Origin of the sequence: Pseudomonas iridis, assembly GCF_017980685.1 — a bacterium.
In the GTDB taxonomy this organism is placed as follows: Bacteria; Pseudomonadota; Gammaproteobacteria; order Pseudomonadales; family Pseudomonadaceae; genus Aquipseudomonas; species Aquipseudomonas iridis.
On sequence record NZ_JACXXO010000002.1, the window covers coordinates 586,798 to 602,591 of the forward strand.

The 15,794-nt window shown below is 61.7% G+C and carries 13 protein-coding genes; 7 read left to right on the top strand and 6 right to left on the bottom strand.

What is annotated here, in order from left to right; genetic code table 11:
* The first annotated feature begins 185 nt into the window (after positions 1-185).
* The 4 genes from IEQ42_RS07460 to IEQ42_RS07475 are packed head-to-tail and all read left to right on the top strand — an operon-like array spanning position 186 to position 2,455.
* Positions 186-488 (top strand): MazG-like family protein, encoded by a 303-nt coding sequence (locus IEQ42_RS07460; protein WP_007951009.1) that lies wholly within the window; start codon positions 186-188, stop codon positions 486-488.
* Positions 488-1,237, top strand: a complete 750-nt coding sequence (locus IEQ42_RS07465) for a methyltransferase (protein WP_210703068.1) — start codon at positions 488-490, stop codon at positions 1,235-1,237. Before IEQ42_RS07460 ends, IEQ42_RS07465 begins: the two co-directional genes overlap by 1 nt.
* Positions 1,238-1,249: 12 nt before the next feature.
* Positions 1,250-1,870, top strand: coding sequence for a DUF4136 domain-containing protein (locus IEQ42_RS07470; RefSeq protein ID WP_200617007.1), 621 nt, complete (start codon positions 1,250-1,252; stop codon positions 1,868-1,870).
* Between the two features lie 27 nt (positions 1,871-1,897).
* A complete protein-coding gene (locus IEQ42_RS07475; RefSeq protein ID WP_042557488.1) occupies positions 1,898-2,455 on the top strand; it encodes a DUF4136 domain-containing protein in 558 nt (185 codons plus the stop codon).
* A 244-nt stretch (positions 2,456-2,699) separates the two neighbouring features.
* On the opposite strand, the gene IEQ42_RS07480 is transcribed toward IEQ42_RS07475, so the two are convergent.
* From IEQ42_RS07480 to IEQ42_RS07495, 4 genes are all read right to left on the bottom strand, one after another.
* The gene (locus tag IEQ42_RS07480) at positions 2,700-4,367 is read right to left on the bottom strand and encodes a ShlB/FhaC/HecB family hemolysin secretion/activation protein (protein ID WP_210703069.1); all 1,668 of its coding nucleotides are present in this window, start codon (positions 4,365-4,367) and stop codon (positions 2,700-2,702) included.
* 133 nt (positions 4,368-4,500) lie between these two features.
* Positions 4,501-6,117, bottom strand: coding sequence for a collagen-like triple helix repeat-containing protein (locus IEQ42_RS07485; protein WP_210703070.1), 1,617 nt, complete (start codon positions 6,115-6,117; stop codon positions 4,501-4,503).
* A gap of 314 nt (positions 6,118-6,431) precedes the next feature.
* Positions 6,432-7,286 (bottom strand): MaoC family dehydratase, encoded by an 855-nt coding sequence (locus IEQ42_RS07490; RefSeq protein WP_210703071.1) that lies wholly within the window; start codon positions 7,284-7,286, stop codon positions 6,432-6,434.
* 2 nt (positions 7,287-7,288) lie between these two features.
* On the bottom strand, positions 7,289-8,641 hold the full coding sequence (locus IEQ42_RS07495; protein WP_210703072.1) for a 3-oxoacyl-ACP reductase: 1,353 nt from the start codon (positions 8,639-8,641) through the stop codon (positions 7,289-7,291).
* Positions 8,642-8,818: 177 nt separating this feature from the next.
* Here IEQ42_RS07495 and IEQ42_RS07500 point away from each other — a divergent pair, with 177 nt between their 5' ends.
* From IEQ42_RS07500 to IEQ42_RS07510, 3 genes are all read left to right on the top strand, one after another.
* Positions 8,819-10,096, top strand: a complete 1,278-nt coding sequence (locus IEQ42_RS07500; RefSeq protein ID WP_210703073.1) for an acetyl-CoA C-acetyltransferase — start codon at positions 8,819-8,821, stop codon at positions 10,094-10,096.
* A gap of 405 nt (positions 10,097-10,501) precedes the next feature.
* Positions 10,502-11,398, top strand: coding sequence for a PA4780 family RIO1-like protein kinase (locus IEQ42_RS07505; protein ID WP_042557508.1), 897 nt, complete (start codon positions 10,502-10,504; stop codon positions 11,396-11,398).
* 263 nt (positions 11,399-11,661) lie between these two features.
* Complete coding sequence (locus IEQ42_RS07510; RefSeq protein WP_210703074.1) at positions 11,662-12,870, top strand: MFS transporter; 1,209 nt, start codon at positions 11,662-11,664, stop codon at positions 12,868-12,870.
* Here IEQ42_RS07510 and cueR read toward each other — a convergent pair.
* The gene (gene cueR, locus IEQ42_RS07515; RefSeq protein ID WP_047299627.1) at positions 12,824-13,237 is read right to left on the bottom strand and encodes a Cu(I)-responsive transcriptional regulator; all 414 of its coding nucleotides are present in this window, start codon (positions 13,235-13,237) and stop codon (positions 12,824-12,826) included. The two genes, IEQ42_RS07510 and cueR, sit on opposite strands and share 47 nt — an antisense overlap.
* On the bottom strand, positions 13,234-15,627 hold the full coding sequence (locus tag IEQ42_RS07520; protein WP_210703075.1) for a heavy metal translocating P-type ATPase: 2,394 nt from the start codon (positions 15,625-15,627) through the stop codon (positions 13,234-13,236). Before IEQ42_RS07520 ends, cueR begins: the two co-directional genes overlap by 4 nt.
* Positions 15,628-15,794 lie beyond the last annotated feature (167 nt).

Below are 15,794 nucleotides of genomic sequence, written 5' to 3' on the forward strand. Positions count from 1 at the left end.
CCTGCAACTATAGAGGGTTGCACGGTTCCTGTGGGAGCGAGCCTGCTCGCGAAGGCGTCGTTTCAGGTAAATCAACGTGGATGACCCAACGCTTTCGCGAGCAGGCTCGCTCCCACAAAAGCACCGCATGTTCGCTTGCGTTCAGTCGCCTTCCCCCCGAAGCTATACGCCTTCAGGAGAACCCGATGAACCTTGTTGAACTGACCGAACGCCTGCACGCCATTCGCGATCGCAATGACTGGCGGCAATTTCACAGCCCGAAAAACCTTGCCATGGCCGCCAGCGTCGAGATGTCCGAACTGGTGGAGATCTTCCAGTGGCTGACGGAAGACCAGTCGCGCCAGTTGCCGGCGGACAAACTCGCCCACGCCGGGCAGGAAGTGGGTGACATTGTCTTGTATCTGTTATTGCTGTGCAGCGAGTTGGGGTTGGACATGAATGAAGTGGTGCGCAGCAAACTCGCCGACAGCGAACGGCGGTTCAGCTGATGAGCGACCGGCATTTCGATCAGTTGGCGACGCGTTTCGCCGAAAAAATCTATGGCGGCGCCAAAGGTGCCATTCGCCTCGCGGTGTTGCAGGCTGACCTTGCCGAAGCGCTGCCGGATCGCCCGTTGCGGGTGCTCGATATCGGTGGTGGTCTGGGGCACATGTCGCTGTGGCTGGCAGAGCGTGGCCACGATGTGACCTTTACCGAGCCGGCCGAACCGATGCTGGAAGGCGCCCGCCAGCGCTTTGCCGAAGCGGGGCAAACGGCGACGTTCATTCAGGCGCCGTGGCAGGAACTGCCCGGCCAGCTCACTGAACCCTACGACCTGGTGATCTGCCACGCCGTGCTTGAATGGCTGGCCGAACCCCACGCGATTTTGCCGGTGCTGCATCAGTTGACCAAGCCCGGTGGCTGGTTGTCGCTGGCGTTCTACAACCGCGATGCGCTGATTTATCGCAATCTGCTCAAGGGCCATTTCAAGAAAATGCGCAAGAACGTCATGGCGGGCGAAAAGCAGAGCCTGACCCCGCAGCAGCCCCTTGACCCGCGAGAACTTGCAACGCAACTCGAAGGCTTGTGGCAGGTCGAAAGCCAAAGCGGAGTGCGGGTTTTCCACGATTACATGCCGGTGGAATTCCAGGCCCGCGTCGAACTCGCGGATTTACTCGAGATGGAGCTCGCCCACCGTCGTCACCCAAGCTTCGCCGGGCTTGGGCGTTATTTGCACTGGATCTGCCGGCCGATCTGATCGGAGCGCGACATGAAAGCTCAATCCGGGTTATTGCTGATCTGTCTGGGGTTGGCTGCCTGCCAGGGCAGCAATCCGTATGTGGCGCAGTCGCGGCCCTTGCCACCGGCGCCGCCGCAAGCCGCCAACACGTTTGACCGCAGTGCCTACCCGGCGCCACCGCGTGATTATGGGCGTTACCGCAGTTGGGCCTGGCTCAACGGGCAATTGCCGCCGGGCACTGCGTGGGCAGATTCGGCGCAAGTGGCCGAAGCGGTGAGCAATGCGCTGGATCAGCGTGGGTTACGGCCGTTGCACGACAATCGCCCGGCGGATCTCTTCGTTACCGCCGACCTGCGTCTGGAAACCCGCTTGCGTCAGGAGCGGGACGATTACGGTTACTACGGCGGATACGGCGGGTACGGCAGCCATGATCGATACGGACGCGGTTACGGCATGTACAACACTGTACCGATCGTCCGTACCTATCAGGAACAGGTCGTGGTGGTGCGGGTCGATCTGTTCGATGCCGGGACCGGTCAACCGGTGTGGAGCGCCAGCGCCGAAACCGCCAACAAAGGCAGCCAGATCGACCGCACCGATGCGATTCGCGAGGCTGTGGAAAAGGCCATGTCGGCGTATCCTCCGAGTTAGCTTCCTGCCTACGAGTGGAGAAAACCCATGTTCCGCCGTCTCGCTTTACTGGCCATGGCCGCGCTGCTCAGCGCCTGCGCCTCGAACCAGGTCAACCATGACTTTGATGCCAGCCGCGACTTCGCGGCCTATCGCAGCTGGAGCTGGAAAGATCCCGCCCTGCAATATCGCCCGGATGATCCACGGATCAAGAGCGACCTGACCGAACAAAGGATTCGTCAGGCGGTGACCGATCAGCTCGATCAACGTGGTTTGCGTCCCGCTGCGGCGGGCGTGAAGGGTGACCTGAACGTGCAGACTTACTTGATTGTCGAGGATCGCCAGCAGCAAGTGACGACCAACTACGGCGGCGGTTGGGGTGGCCCATGGAATGGTTATTGGGGCGCGCCGATGTACAACGAAACCCGCAACATCACCTACAAGGTCGCGACCATCCAGGTCGACCTGCTCGATGGCAAGGACGGCAAACTGGTGTGGCGCGGCAGCGATGAGCAGATGCTCGCCAGCAGGCCAAATCCAGAGGACCGCAGCAGCGCCATACGCGAGACAGTCGCGCGCATCCTCGCCAACTATCCACCGCGCTGATTTCTTCTGAGTGACCTCAGACCCTGTGGGAGCGGGCTTGCCCGCGATGACGGCGGCACATTCAAGATTGATGTGTCTGACACACCGCCATCGCGGGCAAGCCCGCTCCCACAGGTTTCGTAGATATCCCATGAACCGCATTTCAGGTTGATGCCGCTAACTGGGGTGGCTTGTTGCCAGCAGCTTCGCCGCGCCGGCTTGCCAGCGATGGCGGTCTGTCGGCGCCCGCAAATGGGGCTGTCCCCTACAACTGATAACTGAAGCTGATGCTGTACCGCGGTTTGCGATTGAAGGTGTCCAGTGCCTCATCGGACATCGCCTTCGCCGCCTCCAACGCAATGTTGTAGTACCTGGCGTCACCAAACCTTAACCCGATTGCTGCCGATGACAGGTTATTGGCCTGCACCGGCAAATCATTGAACCAGCTGCGTGAGCGGTCGAGCACTACGTACGGTTGCAGGATGCGCACCCAGTTGCCTTCACGGTTGAAGCTGTAGTTGACCTCGTAAGCCACCCCCCAACCCTTGTCGCCGGACGCCTGGTCATCGGGATAACCGCGACCGAAATTCTGCCCGCCGAACACGGCGCGCTCGCTGTCGGGCAGGGTGTCGTCGCTCCAGTACAACGCCGCCGACAGCACGCCTTGCCAGTTATCGAAGAACTTGTCGCTCTGCACGCCGGAGAGTCGCGCGCGGAAGAAGTCCAGGTCGATGTCGTCGAAGTTGGTATGCGCGCCCAGGCTGTCGAAACCCTGATAGACGCCAGCGCTGAGGATGCGCAATTGGCGGGCATCGGCCTTGCGCCAGTCGCCTTCGAAGGCGAGGGCGCGGATGTCGGTGCGAAACTCCGTGCTGAACGGAAAGTTGATGCCGTCGTAGCGGGTCTTGTCGTCGACCGCGTACAGGCGCGAGCCGGCAGTCAGCAGTTCGTTGGCGGAGGCAATCAACGGCACGCTGAAGCCGATCGAGTAACGGTCGTTTTCGCGGTGGGTATCGAGGCGGCCGCCATTGTTGACCAGCACCTCGGTGCCGGGGTCGGCGCGATAACGCGAGGCCGACAGATTCAGTTGTGTGCCTTCAGCATCGAGGAACTGGCTGTAGTCGAGGCGATAGTAACGTTCGTGGTCATCCCCTGGCGGGAACAGGCCGCTGAGGGTCAGTTGCTCGCCCATGGACGTCTGCGAGTTGCTGCTGACACCGAGCAACGCTTGCGTGCCGTTACGGTTGTTTTCGGTGGCGCTCAGCGTGCTGGTGAACGGTTTGCGGCTGGCCTCGGCGATCAGCGTCGTAGCGCCGTCAGTGGTGCCGGGCGGCGGCACCTGGGCCTGAATCGTGACGCCGGGGATGCGCGTCATCAGCGTGGTGTAGCGCTCGAAGGTCTTGCGCGTCAGCGGCCGTTCGGCCTGGATTTTCGCCGCCAGTTTGTCGAGCAGGCCTTTGACCCGACCGACATCGCCCTGCATCTGCACATCGCGAACGTAGCCTTCGACCAGCACCACTCGCGCCACGCCGTCGTCGAAATTCTGTTGCGGCAGGAAGGCGTAGGACAACAGATAGCCGTCCTGTTGATAGCGTCGGGTGATGTTGCGCGTGGCTTCGATCAGGTCGGCGAGGCGGGTCTGGCGGCCGATCAACGGCTTGTAGACTTCGGCCAGTTCGTTGAGCGGATAAATCGTTCCGCCTTCGATCTGCACGGTCCTCAGATTGATCCTGGTCTCCATTTGCAACGGTTGCGCGGCAGCGCCGGGGTCAGGCACTTCCAGCGGCTTGGCGCTCGGGCGATAAGCGTCGGCCGGCAGGTTGGGCACGGGCAGGTTGCGGGTGGTTTCGTTGCTATTGAGAAAGCTGGGCAGGGTGTCGGCGAGGGTGGCGGAACTGAGACTGAGGAACAGCAGGGATGCCATAACGCGCATAGGACACTCCATGGTCAGAACACAGCAAGGGGCTGGTTTTTCCTAAGAAAAAAGCGGAAGACTCGTGGGAATCTTCCGCCCTCAACCAAGCGTAGGCGCTGTAGGTAAGGCCGTCGAATCGGCCAGGTGCAATTTAGCGTTTATTGCCTCCCAGAGCGCCGGTCAAACCACCGAGCACACCGCCCAGCCCACCACTTGTGGTGCCGCCGGTGGTGCCTGTACCGGCACCGCCATTGACCAGCCCACCGACGGCGCCGACGGTAGCCCCCACGTTGTTGACCAGACCTCCGACGGCTGTAGTGAGCGGGTTGTTGGTGGCAGCGATTGTGTTGCCGATGTTGCTGACTGCGCCGCCGACCTGGGTGGTGAGACCGGCCACAGGTGCGGAGATACCGGTGGCTGCGCCGACATTTTGGGTCAGGCTGGTGACAGCGCTGGTAACCGGGTTCAGGCCAGCACCCACAGTGGCGCCGACGGTAGCCAGTGCTGAAGTCGGAGCGGTGATCGGTGTGCCCGATCCGCCAAGTGCAGTGTTGAGCGAAGCGATGGTATTACCCAAACCACCCGCGGTGACTCCACCTGCACTGACCACGCCGCTGGTGCTGCCGGCATTCAAGCCTGCGCCGACATTGGCCACTGCGCCGCCGACGGTTTGCAGCAGGCCTGTGCCACCGAGACCGCCGCCGACACCACCAATTCCGCCGGTGCCTGAACCCGTGCCGTTGGACACCAGCCCACCGGCCTTGCCGACGGCTGTGCCGGTATTGCTCAGCGCACCGCCGAGGGTGTTGGTCAAGGCATTGCCGTTACCGGCGTCAGTGACCTTGCCGCCCAAGCCATTCACCGCGCCGCCGACTTGCGAGATCACACCCTTGAGCGGAGTGCCCAGGCCGGTAGCGCTACCGATTTTGCCCGTAGTACTTTCAACCATGGCAATCACCGGTACCAGTTTGCCGCCGACCGCGTCGGTCAGCTTGCCGGTCGGTCCATTGGTCAACGTGGTGGTGAGCGTATCGCCAAGCATGGTGACTTTCTCGCCGACGCCATCGACCAGTGGAGCCACTTTGGTGACCACGCCGCCAACCACCGGGACGCTATTGGTTGCGGTCGCCAGTTTGCCGCTCAGATCAGACACGCCGTCGCCGACATCCTGCACCACGCCGCCGACCGAAGAGACGGTGGTGGTGAGGCCTTTTGGATCAGTCGCCAGTTTACCGATGCCGTTGGTTACACCATCGCCCAGGGTGGTGACGACGTTGCCAGTGGTGTTGACCGCGCTTTGCACCACGCCACCGACCACAGGCACGCCGCTCAGGGAGTCGCCCACTTGGCCGACACCATCGCCGACGCCGCTGACTGTTTTACCGACATCCTGGATGAGGGTGGTGGTCACCAGCGCAGGGCCTGGATTGGTCGGGTTGGTTGGGTCCGTAGGATCCGTCGGGTTGGTTGGATCGATCGGGTTGGTTGGGTCAGTCGGGTTGGTCGGATTGGTACCGCCAGTCCCCCCCGTGCCACCGGTTCCACCTGTACCGGCGGTATCACCGGGTCCGCCAGTGCCGCCAGTGCCGCCAGTATCACCGGTTCCACCCGTTCCACCAGTCCCATCGGTGCCGGCGGTGGTGTCCGAAGAAGAGCTGCCGGGAGTGCTCTTGTGACCGCCACCGCCGCTGCTGCAACCGGTGAGGCCGAGGGAAAGCATCAATGCCAGAGCGATTGCCGATTTGCACCACACGTTTTGAGTTTTCATGATCGTATTCCTTGCACCAGTCACAACGTTCGTTGTATTCGATGGCTCGCCGATCTGCTGTCGGTGATGCCTCGTCCGTTGTGTCAATCTCAGTCCGGGGGCAGGGTTCGCACCATTCTCAAGTTGGTATTAACGCCTTTATATATAAGGTGCCGTTCAGCGCCTAAGGACTAATACCCACGATATAAACGCACAAAAAAAAGCCTTGAAAATCAAGGCTGGGGATTTGTCGGAGCGGGGGGCAGAGCGCGGAAAAACTTAAGTGATATATACACAATTTACAGGCTTGCCCCCCGACACGATCGCAATGGCATTCAGGCAATCGGCTGCCAATTACCCACCATGTGCTCAAGGTCCCCCGCGCCCACCAGTCGCAATTGGCCGCTGGACCCTGCCTCGCTCGCGAGCAATGTCACCTCGCTCGGCAATCGCACCGGTTTGCGAAAGTGCACGGTGACTTCGAAATTGGCCTTGGGCAAATGATCCGCCAATGCCGCGAGTGTGCGTGCCTTGTTCCACAAACCGTGGGCAATGGCCGTGGGGAAACCGAACAGCTTGGCGCTGGCCGCACTCAAGTGAATCGGGTTGTAGTCACCGGACACCTTGGCGTATTGCCGGCCGATGTCTGCCGGTGCTTTCCAGTGCGTCACTTCAGTCAGCGCTTGCGACGGTTCCCAGTGTTGCTCGACGGCCTCACCGTCGAGTTTCACACCGCGACAGAGCATCTGACTTTCGGCTTCCCACAGCGGTCCGAGCTGATCGTCCAGGGTGGTCAACAGATCGAACGTCGCCCCTTTGGGATGCGGTTGCAGGTTGTGCACGCGCACGCTGACTTGCGCCCGACTGATCCCGCCCATCGGCCGCAGCACGCGAATGCGGTTGCTCAAATGAATCAACCCCAGCAGGGGAAAGGGAAAATCCTTGGCCGTCAGCAATTGCATCTGCAAGGCAAACGCGAGGATGTGTGGATAAGTCGGCGGCAGCAGACCATCGTCGTTAAAACCGCAGACCTTGCGATAGTCCGCCAGCCGTTTGCCGTCGACATCGACCCAGCAGCGCAAACCACTGTCGGGCAGTTGCGTGCCGGTGATTTTGCGCCGTGTCGCGGCCCGCGCGTACAGCCCGGGCAGACTCGGTTCGCGATCCAGCGTGTGCCATTCGATGCTCATGCCTATGCCCCCAGAACACTTTGCCCACAGACGCGCAGCGCCTGCCCGGTGAACGCGCCGGTGCCCGGCTGCGCCAGCCACGCCACGGCTTCGGCGACGTCCTGCGGCAAGCCGCCCTGGCCCAGCGAACTCATGCGTCGGCCGGCTTCACGCAGGCCAAACGGGATGTGTGCGGTCATCTGGGTTTCGATAAAACCCGGGGCCACGGCGTTGATGCTGATGCCGCGCTCCTGCAATGTCGGTGCCCAGGCCTGCGCGAGGCCGATCAAACCGGCTTTGCTCGCGGCATAGTTGGTCTGCCCGCGATTGCCGGCGATGCCGCTGATCGAGGCCAGCAGGACCACCCGCGCATCGTCATGCAAGGTGCCGCTGTCGAGCAGGGCCTTGGTCAGTACCTGCGGGGCGTTGAGGTTGACCGCCAGCACCGCGTCCCAGAATTCCGGGGTCATGTTGGCCAGGGTCTTGTCGCGGGTGATCCCGGCGTTGTGCACCAGAATGTCGAGGCCGTCCGGCAACTGTTCAATCAACTGCGCGGCGGCGTCTTCGGCGCAGATATCGAGGGTGATGCTGCGAGCACCCAGGCGTGCGGCGAGGGCTTCCAGATCGGACTTGGCCGGTGGCACGTCGAGCAGGATGACGTCAGCGCCATCGCGCGCGAGCGTCTCGGCAATCGATGCGCCAATACCGCGCGCCGCACCGGTAACCAACGCCTTGCGCCCGGCGAGTGGCCGCGTCCAGTCCGTCACCTGTTTTTCGCACGTGGTCAGGCGAATCACTTGCCCGGAGACAAAGGCGCTTTTGGGCGAAAGGAAAAACCGCAGCGGCCCTTCCAGTTGATCCTCGGCGCCTTCACCGACATAGATCAGTTGCAGCGTGCCGCCGCTGCGCAATTCCTTGGCCAGCGAACGGGAAAAACCTTCCAGTGCACGTTGGGCGCTGGCCGCGAACGGATCGCGCAAGCCCTCCGGCGCACGGCCAAGAATGACCAGATGGGCGCTGTGCTCAAGGTTTTTCATCAGGGGCTGGAAGAACTCGCGCAGCTGTTTGAGCTGGTCGGTGTGCTGCAAGTCACTGGCGTCGAACACCACGGCTTTGAGTTTTGGGCCAAGGCCTGGAATCCACTCAGTGGCCTTCGCCGGTTGCTCGCCGTAACGGTAAATCCCCTCGGTCAGACGGTTGGCGAAAGCACTGATGCGCTCGGTCAGCGGGCCACCCCCGATCAGCAGCGCACCTTCCACCGGCCGCAGGCGCCCGGCCTGCCAGCGTTCCAGTCGCACCGGCGACGGCAGGCCCATAGCCCCGACCAGGCGATGGCCGATGGACGAGTTGGCGAAGTCGATATAGCGGTCAGACATGGAACGCTCTCCAGAAGTTGGGGTTCAAAGTGTGGACTGCCCAAGGCAATCAATCGTTCGATCCACGCAATAAGGCCTACGCTAGAACAGCAGAGTAGACCAACGCCTTTGTAAGAGCTGGCATGCCAGCTCCTACAGAGGGCTATGTGAATCTGGAAATCCAGACAGGAGCTTTTCATGAGTCAGCTGCGCCGCGTCGCGATCATCGGCGGTAACCGTATTCCCTTCGCCCGTTCCAATGGCCCTTATGCCGCGGCCAGTAATCAGGCGATGCTCACCGCCGCCCTTGAAGGCCTGATCGAACGCTACAACCTGCACGGCCAGCGCATTGGCGAAGTGGTGGCGGGCGCGGTGCTTAAATTGTCACGGGATATGAATCTGACCCGCGAATGCGTGCTCGGCTCACGCCTGTCACCAGCCACCCCGGCTTATGACATCCAGCAAGCCTGCGGCACGGGGCTCGAAGCGGCGTTGCTGGTGGCCAATAAAATCGCCATCGGCCAGATCGATTGCGGCATTGCCGGCGGCGTAGACACCACTTCCGACGCGCCGATCAGCGTCAGCGAAGGCCTGCGCAAAATCCTCCTGCAAGCCAACCGCGCGAAGACCACCGGCGAAAAACTGAAAACGTTTCTGCAACTGCGCCCGCAACACCTGATCCCGGAGTTTCCGCGCAACGGCGAAGCGCGCACGGGGCTGTCGATGGGCCAACACTGCGAGTTGATGGCGCAGACCTGGAATATTGCTCGCGAAGATCAAGATCAGTTGGCCCTCGAAAGTCATCACAAACTGGCTGCGTCTTATGGCGAAGGCTGGCACAACGATCTGATGACGCCGTTCCTCGGCCTGACCCGTGACAACAACCTGCGCCCGGACCTGACTCTGGAAAAACTCGCCGCGCTGAAACCGGCGTTCGAAAAAAGCGCCAAAGGCACGCTGACGGCGGGTAATTCCACACCCCTCACGGACGGTGCGTCGGTGGTGCTGCTTGGCAGTGAGGAATGGGCGAAGGAGCGTGGCTTGCCGATCCTGGCCTACCTGCGCGATGGCGAAGCGGCGGCGGTGGACTTCGTCAACGGCGCCGAAGGCCTGCTGATGGCGCCTGTGTACGCGGTACCCCGGTTGCTGGCGCGCAACGGCCTGACCTTGCAGGATTTCGACTATTACGAAATTCATGAGGCATTCGCCGCGCAGGTTTTGTGTACGCTCAAGGCCTGGGAAGATCCCGAGTACTGCAAAACCCGTCTGGGGCTCGATGCGCCGCTGGGTTCTATCGACCGCAGTCGTCTCAATGTCAAAGGCAGCTCACTGGCGGCGGGGCATCCGTTTGCCGCAACCGGCGGGCGGATTGTCGCGAATCTGGCGAAGTTGCTGGATGCGGCGGGGCAGGGAAGGGGCTTGATTTCGATCTGCGCGGCGGGGGGACAAGGTGTTACTGCGATTATTGAGCGCTAGAAGAGCCCCTCACCCTAACCCTCTCCCTAGGGGAGAGGGGACCGATTGGGAGATGCTTGAGAGATACACCGACCTGATCTGGTTTTACCGAATCCATAATCGATACGGAATATCAGGTCGATGGATGACGCAAGACGACTCGGTCGGCCCCCTCTCCCTCCGGGAGAGGGCTGGGGTGAGGGACAAGGGCCATAACACCCCATGTCAGATTCTGTCGCAAATGCCCTCAACACCGTTTACCAACATTTACCACCGGCTCAGCTATGATTCGCTGCGGTCGATTTTCGGCACAGTGTGTGCATTCATGAGGTTCACAGGTCGGCAACCCCTCCCCGAAGCGCGAGGATTGCCGTATAACGAGTGACATTCGCGTGTTTGGTAATAAAGGACCCACAATAAAAGCTGATGAAGACTCCAAAACGCATTGAACCCCTGATCGAGGACGGTCTGGTCGACGAAGTGCTGCGCCCACTGATGAGTGGTAAAGAAGCAGCTGTTTATGTGGTGCGCTGCGGCAATCAGTTACGTTGCGCAAAGGTCTACAAGGAGGCGAACAAACGCAGTTTCCGCCAGGCTTCCGAGTATCAGGAAGGTCGCAAGGTTCGCAACAGCCGACAGGCTCGAGCGATGGCCAAAGGCTCGAAGTTCGGCAAGAAAGAAACCGAAGACGCCTGGCAGAACGCTGAGGTCGCCGCGCTGTTCCGGCTGGCCGGCGCTGGCGTTCGGGTTCCGCAACCCTACGACTTCCTTGAAGGCGTGCTGTTGATGGAGCTGGTGGCCGATGAGTACGGCGATGCCGCGCCGCGTCTGAACGACGTGGTGCTGGAGCCGGATCAGGCGCGAGAGTATCACGCGTTCCTGATTTCGCAGATCGTGCTGATGTTGTGTACCGGTCTGGTGCACGGTGACCTCTCGGAGTTCAACGTGCTGCTGACGCCAACCGGCCCGGTGATCATCGATCTGCCGCAGGCAGTCGATGCGGCGGGCAACAACCACGCGTTCAGCATGCTCGAGCGTGACGTTGGCAACATGGCTTCGTACTTCGGACGTTTTGCGCCGGAGTTGAAGAAGACCAAGTACGCCAAGGAAATGTGGGCGCTATACGAAGCCGGCACCTTGCACCCGGCCAGCGTGCTGACCGGTGAGTTTGACGATCCGGAAGAGCAGGCGGATGTTGGCGGCATTCTGCGCGAGATCGAAGCGGCGCGACTCGATGAAGAGCGCAAGCAAGCGATTCGTGCGGCGGATGACGAGCCGAAGGGCAAGTCGGACGAGCCACCGCCTCCCCCGTGGATGCAGTGATTGCCTGAACAGAAACCCGGCTTCGGCCGGGTTTTTTGTGGGTGTGAATTGCCCTCACCCCAGCCCTCTCCCGGAGGGAGAGGGAGCCGATCTCTACAGTTTTCAAAACCTGAGTTCAACTCGATATCCCACGTCGGCGTATCCTGCCAAACAACTCGGTCAGTCCCCTCTCCCTCCGGGAGAGGGTTAGGGTGAGGGGCTTCTAGATCCTGACAAATTCGCGTCTACTGTCCACCGCTGCAACCCACACTCAAGGACTGAATGTGACCACCACCCGCAACGCCCATCTGATCATCACGGCCCGGCTGATCTCCGATTTCGGCGCCTTCCTCAACATGGTCGCGCTGGCCACCTACGTCTATCTGCTCAGCAACAGCGCCATGAGCGTGGGGATTTTCCTTGCCAGCCGCGTGGGGGGCGGGATTTTCGCCAGTCTGATCGGCACGCGTTTTTATAGACGCTGGAGCGGGCGTCTGCCGCTGATCGCGTTTGATCTGTTGCGCGCCGGCGTGCTCGGTTTGTTGCTGATCGTGCCGCTCAGTCAGCAAGCGCTGCTGTTGCCGGTGATTGCCTTCGCTTTGGGCTTGGGCAATTCGATGTTTGCCATCGGTCTCAACAGTCAGTTACCACGGCTGATCGAGCCTTCGCAGTTGCTCAAGACCAACGCCTGGATCACCTCGGCTTCTTCCGCAGCCATGGTCGGTGGCAGCCTGGTTTCAGGGTTGCTGGTAGCGGGGTTTGGTTTCGAAACGGTATTTGCCCTGAACGCACTGACCTATTTGCTGGCGGCGTTGTTGATTGTGCCGTTGCGTTTCGAGCCTGTGACTATCAACCCAGCGCCCGAGCGTGGCGAGTGGTCGGCCCTCAAGCAAGGTTTGCGCAGTGCTCCGGTGATTGCGGCGATGCTCGCAGTGACGATGGCCGACACCTTGGGCAGCGCCGCGCATAACGTCGGATTTCCGATCATATCCAAACTGCTGTCACCGGATTCAGCGAGCACAACCCTGGGCCTGATGCTGGCGGTGTGGGCCAGTGGCAAACTGCTCGGCGCGCGGATCGCCAGCCGTTTGAAAGGCTCGGACAACATTCATCTGGAGCGTCGGTTTTTCTTCGGGGTGGCGTTGATGTCCTGCGGTTTTATCCTGATGTTCCAGCAGCACAGCCTGTATGGACTGCTGTTGTTTTCGTTGCCGGCGGGGCTGGGTGACGGTTTCTCCGAGGTCGGTCTGATGTCGCGCCTGCAACGCGAGCCCGAGCATTTGCGCTTGCCGATTTTCAGCTTTTTGACGTTACTGCAGATGACCGGGTTCGGCGTCGGCATGCTGATCGCCGCACCGTTTTACGCATGGTGGACGCCGGGTGCCGTGGTCATGTTGTTCCACGGCATTCCACTCGGCACGTTGCTGACGGTGAAGGGGCTGGCGCTCAGGCGCGGGCGGGTTGCGCGCAGCAGCCCGACGCCAGTTCCTTGAGGATCGGGCAGTCGGGGCGATGATCGCCCTGACAGTGCTCGACCAGGTCCTGCAACGTGTCGCGCAGCTGGCCGAGTTCGCGGATCTTCTGGTTCAGTTCGTCGATGTGCTGACGCGCCAGCGCCTTCACATCGGCGCTGGCTCGTTGACGATCCTGCCAGAGCGTCAGGAGCTTGCCGACTTCTTCCAGTGAAAAACCGAGGTCTCGCGAACGCTTGATGAAGGCCAGTGTGTGCAAGTCATCAGCGCCGTAGACCCGGTAGCCGCTGTCGGTGCGATGGGCCGCTTTGAGCAGGCCGGTCGACTCGTAATAGCGAATCATTTTCGCGCTCAGGCCACTTTGTCGGGCCGCTTGGCCGATGTTCATCGATGCTCCTCCAGATCCTTGGGTTTCCAGGTTTTCAACAGTAGCGCATTGCTCACTACGCTGACGCTCGACAGTGCCATCGCCGCGCCGGCCAGCACCGGGTTGAGAAAGCCGAACGCCGCCAACGGAATGCCGATCAGGTTGTAGACGAAGGCCCAGAACAGGTTCTGGCGAATCTTCGCGTAAGTCTTGCGGCTGATTTCCAGTGCCGCCGGCACCAGCCGTGGATCCCCGCGCATCAGCGTAATGCCCGCCGCGTGCATGGCGACGTCGGTGCCGCCGCCCATGGCAATGCCGATGTCGGCCGCCGCGAGCGCCGGGGCGTCGTTGATACCATCGCCGACCATGGCCACGACGCCGGTTTTTTTCAGTTCGGTGACGGTGGCGGCTTTGTCGGCAGGCAGAACTTCGGCGTGGACGTTGTTGATGCCCAAAGCCTCAGCCACCACGCGCGCGCTGCCCCGGTTATCGCCGGTCAGCAAATGGCTTTGGATATTTCGAGCGGCAAGCTGTTGCACCGCTTCCAGTGCACCGGTTTTGAGGGTGTCACCGAACGCGAACAAGCCCAGCACACGGGGCTCGGGGCTTTGTTCGATCAGCCACGAAAGCGTACGGCCCTCGGCTTCCCAGGTCTTCGCTGACTCAGCCAGGTCACCTGCGCTCAGGCCACTTTCTTCGAGCATTCGCCGATTGCCCAATGCCAGACGCCGACCGTCGAGATTGCCGGCAATGCCACGACCGGTCAGCGACTGGCTATCGCTGACGTCCGGCACGCTCAAGTTGCGTTCAGCGGCGGCGTCGAGCACCGCTTTGGCCAACGGGTGTTCACTGCCGCGTTGCAGGGCGCCGGCCAGTTGCAGCAGATGATCTTCATGGCCGTCGACGGCACTGAAGTGCGCGATGCGCGGCGTGCCGGAGGTCAGCGTGCCGGTCTTGTCGAACACCACGCTGCTGACTTCATGGGCGCGTTCCAGGGCTTCGGCGTCCTTGATCAGAATGCCGTGGCGCGCAGCCACGCCGGTGCCGGCCATGATCGCGGTGGGTGTGGCGAGGCCGAGGGCGCAGGGGCAGGCGATCACCAATACCGCGACGGCGTTGATCAGCGCTGTCTCCAGAGGCGCGCCGTACAGCCACCAGCCGACCAGTGTCGCCAAGGCCAATACCAGCACGGTCGGGACGAACACCTGGCTGACTTTATCCACCAGTTTCTGGATCGGTGCTTTCGCCGCTTGGGCGTCTTCTACCAGGCGAATGATGCGCGCCAGCACGCTTTCCGCGCCGAGGGCGGTGGTGCGCACCAGCAGCCGGCCTTCACCGTTGATGGCGCCGCCGGTAACGTTGTCCCCGGGCTGTTTCGGCACCGGAAGGCTCTCGCCGCTGATCAACGCTTCGTCAGCGTGGCTTTGGCCTTCCAGCACTTCGCCGTCGACCGGGAAGCGCTCGCCGGGTTTGACCAACACCCGATCGTTGAGGCGCAGCGCGCTAATGGCGACATCCTGTTCGCGGCCGTCAATCACTTGAATCGCCCGCTCCGGACGCAAAGCCTCGAGGGCGCGAATGGCGCTGGCGGTCTGGCGTTTGGCGCGGCTTTCCAGATATTTGCCAAGCAGGACCAGCGCGATGACCACCGCCGACGCTTCGAAATACAGGTGCGGCATGCGCCCGGCGGCGGTGGCCCATTCGTAGAGACTCAAGCCGTAACCGGCGCTGGTGCCGAGGGCGACGAGCAAGTCCATGTTGCCGGCCCCGGCGCGCACGGCTTTCCACGCCGCCACGTAAAACCGCGCACCGAAGATGAATTGCACGGGGGTGGCGAGGGCAAACTGCGCCCAGGCCGGGAGCATCCAATGGATGCCGAACGGTTGCAGCAACATCGGCAACACCAGCGGCAAGGCCAGGGCGATGGCGCAGATCAGTGCCAAGCGCTCACGTTGCAGACGCTGTTGCTGGTTATCGCTTTGAGGGTGTTCGGCTTGCCAGACGCTGGCGGCGTAACCGGCATTGCTCACCGCGTCGAGCAGGACCTGCGGATCGATTTGACCGAGCAACTGGAGGTGAGCGCGTTCGTTGGCCAGATTGACGCTGACGCTGTTAACCCCGGGAACTTTGTTCAGGGCGCGCTCGACACGACCGACGCAGGACGCGCAGGTCATGCCGTCGATGCTCAATTCGAGGGTCTGTTGCGGCACGCTGTAACCGGCACGTTCAACGGCGTCCATCAACGCCGGCAGACTGTCCCCGGGCGCCTTCACGCGGGCCTGTTCGGTGGCGAGGTTGACGCTGACGGCACTGGCGCCGCTGACTTTACTCAAGGCCCGCTCGACACGCCCGGCGCAACTGGCGCAGGTCATGCCGGCTATCGGCAGATCGAAAGTGATGGATTCGGACATCGGTCACGCTCCCTGTAGAAGTTGCCTACAGGATCAACCTTGCCATGCGGGCAAGGTCAAGCGCCAATCTTGATGTGGTCGCAAAACCAAAATGTGGGAGCTAGCCTGCTCGCGAAGGCGTCATGTCAGTCAATATCGTGCTGCATGACACACCGCTTTCGCGAGCA

Bases quoted from the DNA above. Each gene is read 5' to 3' on its own strand.
- IEQ42_RS07485 (WP_210703070.1), bottom strand. From the start codon at position 6,117: ATGAAAACTCAAAACGTGTGGTGCAAATCGGCAATCGCTCTGGCATTG.
- IEQ42_RS07500 (WP_210703073.1), top strand. From the start codon at position 8,819: ATGAGTCAGCTGCGCCGCGTCGCGATCATCGGCGGTAACCGTATTCCC.
- IEQ42_RS07465 (WP_210703068.1), top strand. From the start codon at position 488: ATGAGCGACCGGCATTTCGATCAGTTGGCGACGCGTTTCGCCGAAAAA.
- cueR (WP_047299627.1), bottom strand. From the start codon at position 13,237: ATGAACATCGGCCAAGCGGCCCGACAAAGTGGCCTGAGCGCGAAAATG.
- IEQ42_RS07520 (WP_210703075.1), bottom strand. From the start codon at position 15,627: ATGTCCGAATCCATCACTTTCGATCTGCCGATAGCCGGCATGACCTGC.
- IEQ42_RS07460 (WP_007951009.1), top strand. From the start codon at position 186: ATGAACCTTGTTGAACTGACCGAACGCCTGCACGCCATTCGCGATCGC.
- IEQ42_RS07490 (WP_210703071.1), bottom strand. From the start codon at position 7,286: ATGAGCATCGAATGGCACACGCTGGATCGCGAACCGAGTCTGCCCGGG.
- IEQ42_RS07480 (WP_210703069.1), bottom strand. From the start codon at position 4,367: ATGCGCGTTATGGCATCCCTGCTGTTCCTCAGTCTCAGTTCCGCCACC.
- IEQ42_RS07475 (WP_042557488.1), top strand. From the start codon at position 1,898: ATGTTCCGCCGTCTCGCTTTACTGGCCATGGCCGCGCTGCTCAGCGCC.
- IEQ42_RS07495 (WP_210703072.1), bottom strand. From the start codon at position 8,641: ATGTCTGACCGCTATATCGACTTCGCCAACTCGTCCATCGGCCATCGC.
- IEQ42_RS07470 (WP_200617007.1), top strand. From the start codon at position 1,250: ATGAAAGCTCAATCCGGGTTATTGCTGATCTGTCTGGGGTTGGCTGCC.
- IEQ42_RS07505 (WP_042557508.1), top strand. From the start codon at position 10,502: ATGAAGACTCCAAAACGCATTGAACCCCTGATCGAGGACGGTCTGGTC.